Genomic DNA, 12745 nt, shown 5'->3' on the forward strand with positions numbered 1-12745 from the left:
TTCCTCTTTTCTTCGGGAGAGGTGGTCTTCTTACGTAAAATTAGATATAATACTCGTTAAAACTTATTACTTAAAAGGAGAAGAGTAGTGAATGGACAGTGAGAGGTATGCGTTAAATTTGGTTTTAGTTGCATTTTTGATAGGTTTATCAGCATTTTTTGTGGCAGTGGAGTTCGCTCTGGTGCGGGTTCGTCCCAGCCGGATCGATCAAATGATTGCAGAAGGGAACAAACGTGCACTAGCGGTAAAGCAGGCCGTGGCTAATCTGGACGGATATCTGTCCGCTTGTCAGCTCGGCATTACCATTACGTCTCTGGGACTAGGCTGGCTGGGTGAGCCAACGGTTGAGAAGCTGCTTCATCCCGTATTTGAAAGCTTGAATATCCCGGATGCCCTTGCTTCCTTCTTGTCATTTGTTATTGCCTTTGTAGCGATCACTTATCTGCATGTAGTTGTAGGTGAACTGGCGCCAAAAACCATTGCGATCCGCAAGGCCGAAACTGTAGCACTGTTGACGTCTGGACCTATCATCTTGTTCAACCGAGTGATGTATCCTTTTATCTGGCTGTTAAACGGCTCTGCGAACCAACTGGTCAAATTGTTCGGCATCAAGCCTGCTTCCGAGCATGAAGATGCTCACTCCGAAGAAGAGCTTCAGATCATTATCAATGAAAGCTTCGAGAGCGGCAAGATCAATCAGGCTGAATTTGGTTATGTAAGCCGAATCTTTGCTTTTGACGAGATGCTGGCCAAAGAGATTATGGTTCCCCGGACCGATATGGTCTGCCTTTATCTGAATAAAACGAATGAGGAAAATCTTGAAATTATTCGAGAGGAACAGTATACCCGCTTCCCGGTAGTTAACGAGAGCAAGGACGACATTATCGGCATTATCAATACGAAGCAATTTTTCCTCGAGCTGTATGGCAATACAGAACCCGTGGACCTGTCTTCCCTGATTCAGCCCGTGTCGGCTGTTCATGAGACCACCCCGGTCAAGGACTTGCTCAAAAAAATGCAGAAGGACGGCGTTCACATCGCTGTGCTTGTGGATGAATACGGAGGCACCTCCGGTATTGTTACCATCGAGGACGTGCTGGAGCAGATTGTCGGCGAGATTCGGGACGAGTTTGACGCTGATGAAGAAGAAGAAATCCAGATCGTGAATGAGCACTATGTCATTATGGATGGCAAGGTCTCGCTGTCGAAGGTTAATGATATGTTTATGTCTTCTCTCGATGCGTACGAGTGGGATACGATTGGTGGATGGCTTTACAGCCACCGTCCGGAGATGAATGAACAGGAAGAGTACGAATACGAAAACCTGACCTTTGTCCTGCTGGAAAAAGATAAAAATCGTTTCTACAAGGTCGCAATTGTGCCTAAAGAACCGCTGAACATGTCAGACTACACGGACGAGGACGAAAAGGAAGCTCACGTATAATTTATATTGGAAAAGGTCTGTCCTATCGTCACAATGACAAGAGGACAGACCTTTTTATTGTGATGCATGAAGCAGCCGCGCCATCCATTCCTCTCCACACCCACTCGGCTTAAAGCTTATTTGTCCACTGCTTTATCCTCAACGATGCGATTCTGTATTTTACGGAATATGATCTTCAGAATCATATACAGCGGAATAATGATAATCATGCCGAGAATGTTACCCAGATCAGCCCCCACAAGCAGCAGAATAACTGTAGTCAACGGATGGATATCGAGCTGTTTGCCATATACATAGGGTGAGATCAGATTATCCTGAATCTGCTGTGCGATGACGATAATAATCAGAGACCACAACGCCATCGAAGGGGAATCGATAAAAGCCACGATCACAACAGGAATTGCTGCCAGCAACGCTCCCACATAAGGGATAAAGTTCAGAATAATTGAAACCACCGTCAATAACAGCGCATAGGGCAGGCCAATAATAACAAAGCCGATAAACATTAGAATACCAAGCGCCACATTAACAATCACGCGGCCCACAATATAATTGCTTAACGCCTCATCGATCTCATGAACCGTTTCTTCCCCGTCTTTTCGGTAATGTCTTGGCAGCAGCAGTGTCAGATTCGTACCGAATTTGCTGCCTTCCTTCAGCATGTAATAGAGCATGATCGGGAACGTCGCCAAAATAACGACCAGATTGGACACCACCGAAAATAAGCCCGAAACATAATCGGTGACCTGCGTAATGCCCTGGCTTAGATACTGGGAGAATCTCGTAAATATATCCGAATTCTCAGGCATGTACCGGGCCAGGAAGCGGTTGTTCTCCAGCGCCTTAATCTGCTCCACCAGAGAAGAGATCAGTGCGGGTGTATTTTCAATAAAATTCCACAGCTGCTCCCGCAGGGATGGCCACACCAGAACACTGAAACCCGCAATCAAAAGTCCTATGGCTACATAAATAATCAGTACCGACAGAGCACGCTTGATCTTGTGCCGTTCCATGAAATCCACAAGCGGGCGCAGCAGGTAATAGAAAAATCCTGCAATGAGCAATGGAATAATAATGATATGGATCAGGGAAGTCAGCGGGCGGAAAATAAAATTCACTTTATCTCCCAGATAAACGATCAGCAGAATCAAAATAATGGCTGTGCATACGCGGTAAAATTTATTGTTTATCAAGCGGTGTGATCCCTCCGTGCGCTACCATATGAAAGCTTAATATATATCTATAAGTTGAACTATTCATTTACATATGAACGGAGAGGACAGAAAAAACCCGAAAAAGCGGAGCGGTCGCCTTTATCACCAGATTTTCCCCTTTGGAAAGGGGAATCGAAAAAATCTGGGGATAACAGCGATTGGAAGGTTATTCTGTCATCGGAGTGGATTATGTAAAATCTTTAGTTCAAGTTATCTAACTTTACAATACCAGTATGTACCCGGAATGAACAGCTATGCCTCAGGCAAACAAAAAAAAGAGGCAGGTGTTAACCTGCCACGTCTCTCTTGCTGAATACCACCCAGGAAATAACCATAAAGATGACATAATATACGGCGAGCACTGCCAAGGAGAACCCTAGCGTCATGCCGTCGCTCGGACCGTTCAGCAAACCTATATCCGATGAAGAATTCATATATTTGCTCAGATCCATATTGTTGAACAAAACATATTTGGCCCATGCATAACGGTCGGGATTAAAGATCAATGAGAATATGTTTTGCGTAAACATAATAAACAGTGACAGACCGATGGCAAGAGCGCCCGAACGAAATACCGAAGATACCATAAAAGCAATCGCAAGTGTAATGAACAGATCAATATACAGATATCCCCACATCGTTAGCGCATTAGCTGCTGTTACACCACTTCCCGCCGGCGCATCATGAGAGAACAGAATATACGAGGTGAGCATGGCCATACCAATGACCAGCAGTGTACTCAAAATACTGAACCCCACTACAGTCAAATATTTGGAAGCCAGAATTTTGCTGCGTGACCACGGACGAATCAGCAACAGCTTGATCGTTCCCCAAGTGAATTCCCCTGCAACCGACTCCGCTGCGATCACGACACAGAAGATCGTGTTGAGGAAAAATGTAACCTGAACCGCTGTAACCGCTGCTTGCCAGTATATGACCTCACTCGATCCAAAGCCTTCCCGCATTAACACAGGCATCAGTATCGAGATCAGTGCCAGAATAGCCAGCATGACCCAGGTACGTACCCGACGAAATACCTTCATGTTTTCATTCAGTAACAGCTTGCCAAAATGATTACCCAATGCTGCCACCTCCGGTTACCTGCAAAAATTGATCTTCAAGCGTACGCGTCACACTGCGGATGCTGAACACCTGTACCCCCGCCTGAACCAGCTTGGCATTCATTGCAGGAATCTGTTCACGCGATAGCGGCAAAACGATAACGTTGCTCTGGATCGCTGCCTCACCACCGAGAAGCTGAGCGGCACGTTCCGCATCATCAACTTCAAAGGCAACATCAATTAGAGCATCTGAAGCCTTTTCATCCCGCAGATTACGGACATCAATCAGTTTACCGTTCTGAATAATAGCAACCGTGTCACACATCAATTCCATCTCGGACAACAGATGGCTTGAGACAAAAACAGTAATTCCCTCCTCACGGGTGAGAAGCCGCAGATAGTCCCTGAGCTCCCTGATCCCTTGAGGGTCCAGACCGTTCGTAGGCTCGTCCAGAACAAGCAGCTTGGGTCTATGTAATATAGCCTGAGCAACACCAAGGCGCTGACGCATACCCAGAGAGTAGGTTTTCACCTTATCATGAATCCGAGCACTGAGTCCCACACGCTCAATAGTCTCTGCAATACGTTCCTTGGTTACCCCTGGTGACATGCGCGCAAAGTGTACCAGGTTCTGATATCCTGTCAGAAACTTGTACATCTCGGGATTTTCTACAATTGCCCCTACCTGAGATATCGCTTTTTCAAACTCGTTCTTCACACTGTGTCCAGAGATGAAAATATCTCCTTTACTAATGGACATCAAACCTACCATCATGCGAATCGTTGTTGTTTTCCCCGCGCCATTAGGCCCTAAAAAACCAAAAACCTGCCCCGGAGAAATATCCAGGGTCAGGTCGCTGACCAATGATCGGGAGGAAATGATCTTGCTGACGCCCTGAAGTCGGACAACCGGCTCCTGCTGCATTCCATCCTCTCCTTCATGGACGGACATGATTTATGCCCGTTTCTCATATGAACATAGTGTATCATAATCTTTAGTATATTGTCCTGCAAACTGGGATTTCCCTTCACGTTTTGACTCAACTACACACGCTTCACAGCATCCAAGCGGCATTTCACTCCGGTAAAATCCGGTCCGAAACACGTGATTGCCTCCATCTCCCTCTTCCTTTCCAGTAAAGTCACTGGTGATCGGCACAATCATCCCACAACTGACACAGTAAAAGCGGCCCGTTTCATTCAATGGAATACCTTCCCCTCACAGAGAGCCTTTGGTCCCTGTTATTTGTCGTTAGGCGCTGAAAATTGATACATTTTGTATCCTAATTCGTAATTTACTTGACACCGGGACTATTGTCAAGCTTTTTAAGCACCAAAACAGGATGAAATTCAAAAAAAACGCTATAAATGCGACAAAAGTCTCGCATTTATAGCGTCTGATTCGGGACTTATGATACGATTTGGTGCGTTAAATCTCTAAATACATCACATCAAATGTTATATTACCTACAAACTCATATATGTACAACGTTCTCTCATGCAGACGAAGCTTTATCTTGCTTCCCCTGCTGTTCAGGATAATACCATAGAAGTGTCCATTCCTTGCCGTCCTGTACGAGATAACAAGTTTGCACCAGATCGAATTGACCGAATGTTCCCGAATACGTCTGGGTCACTTTTATTCGATAGGCTTCAGGAAACGGCTTTACGCCCTGAATGATCTCGACATCAAATTCCCGCTCAGGCGGCTCCATCTCTAATTCGAACGTCTGCACTCCAAAATGCTGCATAAAGATATGTGCTCTGTTCTGCACATAAGCACTTTTCGGGAATCGTTCCTTCATCAAAGGATGAAACAGCTCCCATGAGCTTCCGAAATCACCCGTTTGCTCGTATTTGTAAAACTGCTCTGCTGCCGCTGCGGCCTCTGCTGGTGCGTCCGCACGGAACAATGCCGGCAGGCTTCTGCCAATCAGCCATAACAAAAGCAGCACAAACAGAAAAAAGCCTATTTTTTGAAGCAGCGCATTTCGATTTCTTCTTCGCAGCATGTTCCAGCCCCCTTGTCCTGCTTCCTGCTAACCCATATGTATGATGGTTTACAAGCAAGTAGAAGCATTACGGAGCTGGAAACTGCATTTCCTGGGAAATCCTTTTTATTTTCTCCTAAACAAAGCCCTGATTGCTCCATAGACCGCAATGCCGAGGCAGCCACCGATCAAGTCTACACCGACATCCCTGATCGAGCTTGTCCGCTCGGGACTGAACTGTTGAATATACTCATCCATGGAGGCGATAAGTGCAACCACAATTAATGCCAGCAGGATGCCTGTTCTGATAGTCACACGTTTGTATCGCAGTCCACCATATACAAGCGCGGCAAGCACAGCATAAACAAATACATGTGCCGTTTTGCGAAAGAAAAACTCCACAAAAGCATAGGGATTCTGCTTTAACGAATACTCATGCCCACTGTATGCAAATTGCACATCAGGCAGTATAAGCCCGATGTGCATCTTCTGCGACAGCTTCTGAAGCCAAGGCTGGATATCCTGCTGCTGATAGGATTGCGCAGACATAGACCAGATTATCGCAATCCAGATGAACACCAGCAGCAGTTGCAAAGCACTTCTATATAAGCCTCGTTTTCGTTGATGCTTTTGTTTCCTCGTTTCCCACTCCTTCACCTTCAGCATCACTTTCATCACTTCCCCTGCCGGGATGACACCACGTTAGATCCTCACTGTTCCATATGCTGCTTCAATATCCCGTGGATGCGCTCCTTTTCCTGCTGATCTACGATAAAATAATAAATCCCGTTGATCTTCTTACCCGTGCCTTTAATCTCTACTGTATCAATCTCCTCCAGATCACTCCGGTAATCCAGAATCAGCTCTTTCATCTCGTCAAATGTCAGGTCGGTTCTGACATGTGTCCCTAATTCATCCAGCATATTCTGAATCTGCATCATGCTCGAGAACTGCATTGTATTTTTCATAATCTGCTTTAATACCTCACGTTGACGATCATTCCTTCCCAGGTCACCCTTGGGATCATCGTAACGCATCCTGGAGAATCCGAGCGCGGCTGCACCGTCGAGGTGAATATTCCCCTGCTCATATCGCTTCCCTTCATAGTCAAAAGCAAAGGGATTATTCACATTTACCCCGCCAACCAGATCGATGATTTTGGAGAAACCCTCCATATCCGCCTTCACATAATAATGAATAGGTATGCCCAGAAATTGCTCCACGGTTGCCAGCGACATATCCACACCGCCAAACGCGTAAGCGTGATTGATTTTGTCCTCGGTGCTGCGCCCGACAATTTCTGTCCGGGTATCTCGCGGAATATTAAACATAAGCACTTTCTTTTTCGCCGGATTCACACTTAATACAATCATCGTATCCGAACGTCCCCGGTCATGTGCACGCTCATCCACGCCAAGAATCAGTGCGTTGAAGGGCTCTTTGCGATTAAAATCAACCTGCTGACCGCCTGTGATATCCGTTACCGACACCGGTTTCACCGGATTACGCGGCTCATAGATCTGATCTGCCGTCGATTTGACCGATTGGTAAAGATACATCGCATAACCAAATACCACGATGATAAACAGGGATACGATCCACACTGTCCATTTCATCCACTTTTTCATGAGATTTTCCTCGCTCGTATTTGTTATATTCACTGTCAGCTCAGATGATTGCTTGTGCTTTCCCCTCCAGCTTGGTCAGCCCCGGACGTCCCACCGAATAATATTGGAAGGCAGACATTTGAATCTGTTCTGCACTGTACACATTACGACCGTCAATCATCACAGGCTCCTTCATCATTTGGGCTAACACATGGAGATCCACCTGAGCAAACTCCTTCCATTCTGTCAGCACGCAGAGTGCATCTGCACCCTGAGCAGCATGAAGCGGGGTATCCTGCCACGAAATGGAAGCCATATCGATCTCCTTACGGAAATTTTCCGTTGCAATCGGATCATATGCCTTGACATACGCACCTGAATCAACCAGGTGCTGCACAATATCAATGGCCGGTGCGTCACGAACATCATCCGTATCCGGTTTGAATGCCAGTCCCCAGACCGCAATCGTTTTGCCTGTCAATGATCCGACGGCTTCCTCCAGCTTGTGGATCACTTGCATTCGCTGGTCCTGATTTACCTCTACAACCGATTTCAACAGCCTGAAATCATAGTCCACCATACCTGCTATCTGGATTAACGCCTGCGTATCTTTGGGAAAACAGGAACCCCCATAACCGATGCCTGCCTTCAAGAAGGAAGAACCGATACGCTTGTCATACCCCATGCCTTCGGCTACACGGGTAACATCTGCTCCAACCTTTTCACAAATATTCGAAATTTCATTAATAAACGATATTTTGGTCGCCAGAAATGCGTTGGATGCGTACTTGATCATTTCGGCTGAGCGAATGTCTGTAATAACCAGATTGTTGGTTAACGGTCGATGCAGCTTCTTCAACGTTTGGATGGCCCGTTCACTGCTCGTGCCGATAACAATCCGATCGGGGTTCAGTGTATCCTTGATCGCTGACCCTTCACGCAGAAATTCGGGAACCGAGGCCACATCAAAGGGCTGGGAGGAAATGCTGCGAATCAGATCGCGAATACGGTCATTGGTGCCCACAGGAACCGTGCTTTTGGTCACGATAATTTTGTAGCTTTCCAGGTGGGTTCCGATCTCGACCGCTACCTGCTCTACATAACTCAGATTGGCCTCGCCGTTTGGCAGAGAAGGGGTACCTACGGCAATGAAGATAATGTCCGACTGGTGTATCGCCTCGCCGATGTTGGATGTGAACGATAATTTACCTGCTTGCATATTGGAAGACATCAGCTCTTTAAGACCAGGCTCATAGATGGGAACAATGCCCTCATTCAGCATCTCGACTTTGGACTCGTTATTATCCACACAGATGACCTGATTACCAATTTCCGAGAAGCATACTCCTGAGACAAGACCAACGTACCCTGTTCCAATCACCGCAATATTCATCTTGTTTTCCCCCAATTCACGCAGTTTTGTAAAATATCTTCCCACGCCATCTCAATGCGCACGATGTCCTCTTCGACCAGCTCACTACCCATCTGCACCTCGATAATCTCGAGCTCTGTCAATGCTTTTACGCTGTGCTTCCCACCTGCCGGGATGGAGATAACATCCCCTTGATGCAGCGATCTCAGCTCGCCGTTGATAATGAGTTCACCCTGGCCAGAAACAACGGTCCATACTTCGTTCCTTTTCAGATGATACTGGTACGAAAAGTTTTTATTCGGCTCAATGATGATGCGTTTGGTCAACACCTCTTCGCCTTTATCATTGCGTGTATAATCAAGCACCCTGTAGCAGCCCCAGCGGCGTTCCTCATACATCGGGCGCTCTGTACTGTCCTTCAGCACCTCTTTGATCTGCGGGCTTGCCTCTTTCTCACTGACCAGGATGCCGTCGGGGCTTGTCGCTACAATCAGATTGGATACGCCCAGCACACATACCGGGATGTTCAATTCATTGATCAGATGTGTGTTTACCGTACTGTTTGTCATGACCCCTTTACCGACAATCGTCGTGCTCATCTCATCCGTCAACGTATTCCATGTCCCAAGGTCTTTCCAGTATCCTTCATAAGGCGTAACCACGATATGTCTCGCCTTCTCTACCACCTGATAATCAAAGCTGATCTTCTGTAATCTTCCATACTGCTTCAGCATTTCCTCATACTGAATGGGCAGCTCCAGTGAGATCAGCAGGTTGATCAGATAATTCAGCTTGAAGGCAAAAACCCCGCAATTCCAAAGGGCAGATTGTTCAATCATCTCTGCCGCTTCAGCTTCACGGGGTTTCTCTTGAAAACGGGATACTTTGGCGTAACGTATATTCGGTTGCGGTTCAGACTGCTGTGGAATGATGTATCCATACTTCTCAGAAGGATAAGTTGGCTTCACACCAATCAAGGCTAGCTCAGCACCGGATTCATGCAGCACGTCCTCCAGCTCTGTAACTTTATGAAAAAAGGATTCCTCTACGTAAGGGTCTACAGGCAGCACCGCCACGGTTTCATTCAGGCTGACTTCCTGCACGGAGTACAGATAGACTGCTGCAAGAGCAATCGCCGGGAACGTATCTCTGCGTTCTGGCTCAACAACCAGATCAACTTCATAACCGAGCTGACTTCGCAGAATCTCCACCTGCGGTTTACTCGTTGCAATCGTTGCTTGTTCACTCAGCCCGGTATGCTTCAGCTGCCTCCATACGCGCTGTACCATCGATTCAGTCTGTCCTTGCTCACCATCCAGCACTTTCAAAAATTGTTTGGACCTCGTGTCATTGGACAACGGCCATAACCTTTTGCCTGATCCGCCGGAGAGAAGTACGATTCTCATGTGTTCACTCCATTCTTTTTCTATTTCATGACCTTTTTGATGTTTCTGTTTCTCTTTAATATGTTTTTCTCATACAAACGCTCTCGTAAAAACTCAAAATCACCCTTGTCATACATAATCTGTTTCAGAGGGATTTTACAAATCATTTTTAAAGCCAGCATGGACACAAACATACGTATAATGGAACCAACGAGCAGTGTGATCCCTACCCCGTTTAAACCTAAAGTCGGAGTAATATAGAAAAACAAAAAAATCATAACTGACACTGAAGTAACTTGCCCGACAAGAATTACTTCCGGTCGACCTAGTGCATTAAATGAAGAGGCCAGAATACCGGCACCTCCAGCAACGATGCATTCCAGAGAAAGCAAATAAAAGACAAGACTTGCTTCCAAAAACTCTTTTCCATATAAAAGCCCCATTAAATACCGACCAATAAACAGGCTAGGTATAACAATAATGATCATCAGAACCATACTGCTTCGGAATGATCTGCCGACAAGACTAAAGACCTTTTCCTTCTCGAGACCAGCGGCTTTGGGGAAAATCACATTGGCAATGGCCGTCTGAATAACGTTAAACATGCGGGATAGGGCATAAACGACTGAATACAAACCAAAATCACGCGGCGTGAGCAAAGCCAAAATGATGATCTTGTCAAATTGGTTATATAACGTATTGAACAGCTCAACACCACTTACTCTTCCTGCAAAGGAAAACAAGTATAATTTGGATCTGATCTGAAATTGCTTCATGCGTGTAGAAATGTGCATTCGTAACGTATAACAATAAAATACCAATACGATAGCATGAGACATGAAACTCACGAGGATCGCCCGTTCCAAAGAAAGGGTTCCACTGAGCCATAACAAAAGCAGTCCACATAAATTAATTAATGTAGCAAACAGTCTTGCCAGATTGAAAATATGGAATTTTTCCGTTCCTTGTGCAGTGGCTGCCAGCACACCAGCCAAAAGAAAAACAGGTGTCAGAGAAAGAATGTACACTTTCGCAATATAGATCACATCTGCTGAATAATTGGATAACCAGGAGGATATCCCGAACCAGGTTATAATACCAATGATGATGCTGACTGGAATTTGAATCATAAAACCAATACCGGTATACGTTGGAGTCAGATCTTTATTTTTTTTGATATGATAGATCAATGACGTTGGCAATCCCAGTGTTGCGAGATTGGTAAGAAATCCTGGCCAAAATAATATGGCAGCCAATTCCCCCTTGCCTTCTGCTCCAAATGCCCTAGCTGTCAGGATCGAGGTAATGGTGGTAATGCCCATAATCAGAATATTGATGATGCTGGTCATGAGGATTGTCTTAATCATACTTTGAGGTCTGTGTCCTTTAGAGATAGCAATGCTCATCTGATACTCCGCCTCTCATTACTGCACTTCAACACTACTGCTTACCTTCCTCCCTCTTCCTAATCGACCGTCATGACGAATCACCTCTTCATAAAAGAGCAGATACTTCTGAGACATCGTCGTCCAAGTATTATTCAGAGCTACTTCACGGGCTATTTCCCCCATCCTTTTCAATTCATCTGGAGCTTGAACAAACCGAGCCAGTATATTTGAAAGTTCCACAGCGTCATCCGAATTTTGCATAATGTATCCAGCCTGATGTTCCCCTTGAACAGCCGCTATCATTTCAGTCACGCCAGATTGTTCCGTTATAACAACAGGTATTCCTGAGGCAAGTGCCTCCAGAACAACCAGGCTGCAAGCTTCATAACGGGAAGGGAATATAAAGAGATCCACATTACGCATCAGCTCGCCCATACCTTTTCGGTAACCTAGAAAATGTACCCGATCCTCGATGTTCAAGTCTTTAGCCATCTGAGGATAAGCGCTTCGATCCGTAGCACCTGCCACAACCAGTTCTACCTCAGGAACAGAACACATGGACTTCAGCACTGTATCCAGATTTTTCCTCGGACTGCTGATATCACCTGCAAATAAACCTACGACCCGGCCTGAGGTAACTCCCATTCGAGTCTTCAGAGCGGCATCCTCGGGATGAAACTCGTGTACATCCACTCCGTTATGAATGACCTGCACCTTAGCCGGTTCAATGCCTAGTTGAATCAATTCCTTCTTCACTTTCTCGGAAACTGCAATGATTTTACCGCTTCTGTGAAAGGCGAAACGTTCCAGATACGCATTCACCAGCGTGTACAGACCAAAATACCAGCGTTTCCAGGAGCGGTGTACACGGAAGCTATGTACGGGGGATTTTATCCATGTACTGTGCACAAAGTGAACCGCATTGATGTCACCTCTAGCCCAGGTGATAAACCCGTTGACCATGACAAGATCAACCTGCTTCGTTTTTCTTAGCTTGCGAATGTGAGCTGCACTTTGAAAGGCAAATATCTGATATCGAAGCAGCCGAGGCAGCTTGAGCGAAGGAAACACCTTGATCCAGCTGGCTCCCGTGTACTCCAGCAGCTCCGGCTCCACTTCATTGGATATCATCACCACTTCATGCCCCTGCCTTAACGCTTCGATTGCAATCTCATAGTTTACTCTGCCTTGACCCTCTCCTTTGACAACTCTGTGGGTAACAATACATATTTTCATCCCGAATCCTCCCAAATTAGGACATGAAAATGGTGAATATCATCCAT

General features: G+C 45.9%; 11 protein-coding genes. 1 reads left to right on the forward strand and 10 read right to left on the reverse strand.

The features are described from left to right. The first annotated feature begins 91 nt into the window (after positions 1-91). Positions 92-1444: a hemolysin family protein gene (locus IEW26_RS13230; RefSeq protein WP_188592742.1), complete on the forward strand. Its 1353-nt coding sequence runs from the start codon at positions 92-94 to the stop codon at positions 1442-1444. A 116-nt stretch (positions 1445-1560) separates the two neighbouring features. Here IEW26_RS13230 and IEW26_RS13235 read toward each other — a convergent pair whose 3' ends face one another. The 10 genes from IEW26_RS13235 to IEW26_RS13280 form a co-directional block, all read right to left on the reverse strand. Beyond that, positions 1561-2637: an AI-2E family transporter gene (locus IEW26_RS13235; RefSeq protein ID WP_145403447.1), complete on the reverse strand. Its 1077-nt coding sequence runs from the start codon at positions 2635-2637 to the stop codon at positions 1561-1563. 308 nt (positions 2638-2945) lie between these two features. Next, on the reverse strand, positions 2946-3701 hold the full coding sequence (locus IEW26_RS13240) for an ABC transporter permease (protein WP_373288474.1): 756 nt from the start codon (positions 3699-3701) through the stop codon (positions 2946-2948). A gap of 31 nt (positions 3702-3732) precedes the next feature. Beyond that, entirely contained in the window at positions 3733-4644 is a 912-nt protein-coding gene (locus IEW26_RS13245) for an ABC transporter ATP-binding protein (protein WP_145403448.1), read from the reverse strand. 571 nt (positions 4645-5215) lie between these two features. Next, complete coding sequence (locus IEW26_RS13250) at positions 5216-5731, reverse strand: hypothetical protein (RefSeq protein WP_188592743.1); 516 nt, start codon at positions 5729-5731, stop codon at positions 5216-5218. Positions 5732-5836: 105 nt separating this feature from the next. Further along, complete coding sequence (locus IEW26_RS13255) at positions 5837-6385, reverse strand: VanZ family protein (protein ID WP_145403450.1); 549 nt, start codon at positions 6383-6385, stop codon at positions 5837-5839. 35 nt (positions 6386-6420) lie between these two features. Further along, entirely contained in the window at positions 6421-7338 is a 918-nt protein-coding gene (locus IEW26_RS13260) for an LCP family glycopolymer transferase (RefSeq protein WP_145403451.1), read from the reverse strand. A gap of 40 nt (positions 7339-7378) precedes the next feature. Further along, positions 7379-8710: a UDP-glucose dehydrogenase family protein gene (locus IEW26_RS13265; RefSeq protein WP_145403452.1), complete on the reverse strand. Its 1332-nt coding sequence runs from the start codon at positions 8708-8710 to the stop codon at positions 7379-7381. Further along, entirely contained in the window at positions 8707-10095 is a 1389-nt protein-coding gene (locus IEW26_RS13270; protein WP_188592744.1) for a sugar phosphate nucleotidyltransferase, read from the reverse strand. The genes IEW26_RS13265 and IEW26_RS13270 overlap by 4 nt, the downstream gene beginning before the upstream one ends. A 20-nt stretch (positions 10096-10115) precedes the next feature. Further along, positions 10116-11480, reverse strand: a complete 1365-nt coding sequence (locus IEW26_RS13275) for an oligosaccharide flippase family protein (protein WP_188592745.1) — start codon at positions 11478-11480, stop codon at positions 10116-10118. An 18-nt stretch (positions 11481-11498) separates the two neighbouring features. Continuing rightward, positions 11499-12698, reverse strand: a complete 1200-nt coding sequence (locus IEW26_RS13280) for a glycosyltransferase family 4 protein (protein ID WP_145403455.1) — start codon at positions 12696-12698, stop codon at positions 11499-11501. Positions 12699-12745 lie beyond the last annotated feature (47 nt).

The organism is Paenibacillus silvae, assembly GCF_014639235.1.
In the GTDB taxonomy this organism is placed as follows: Bacteria; Bacillota; Bacilli; order Paenibacillales; family Paenibacillaceae; genus Paenibacillus; species Paenibacillus silvae.

Coding starts and splice junctions, on each gene's coding strand:
- IEW26_RS13280 (WP_145403455.1), bottom strand. CDS start 12,698: ATGAAAATATGTATTGTTACCCACAGAGTTGTCAAAGGAGAGGGTCAA.
- IEW26_RS13265 (WP_145403452.1), bottom strand. CDS start 8,710: ATGAATATTGCGGTGATTGGAACAGGGTACGTTGGTCTTGTCTCAGGA.
- IEW26_RS13260 (WP_145403451.1), bottom strand. CDS start 7,338: ATGAAAAAGTGGATGAAATGGACAGTGTGGATCGTATCCCTGTTTATC.
- IEW26_RS13250 (WP_188592743.1), bottom strand. CDS start 5,731: ATGCTGCGAAGAAGAAATCGAAATGCGCTGCTTCAAAAAATAGGCTTT.
- IEW26_RS13255 (WP_145403450.1), bottom strand. CDS start 6,385: ATGAAAGTGATGCTGAAGGTGAAGGAGTGGGAAACGAGGAAACAAAAG.
- IEW26_RS13240 (WP_373288474.1), bottom strand. CDS start 3,701: ATGAAGGTATTTCGTCGGGTACGTACCTGGGTCATGCTGGCTATTCTG.
- IEW26_RS13275 (WP_188592745.1), bottom strand. CDS start 11,480: ATGAGCATTGCTATCTCTAAAGGACACAGACCTCAAAGTATGATTAAG.
- IEW26_RS13270 (WP_188592744.1), bottom strand. CDS start 10,095: ATGAGAATCGTACTTCTCTCCGGCGGATCAGGCAAAAGGTTATGGCCG.
- IEW26_RS13245 (WP_145403448.1), bottom strand. CDS start 4,644: ATGCAGCAGGAGCCGGTTGTCCGACTTCAGGGCGTCAGCAAGATCATT.
- IEW26_RS13230 (WP_188592742.1), top strand. CDS start 92: ATGGACAGTGAGAGGTATGCGTTAAATTTGGTTTTAGTTGCATTTTTG.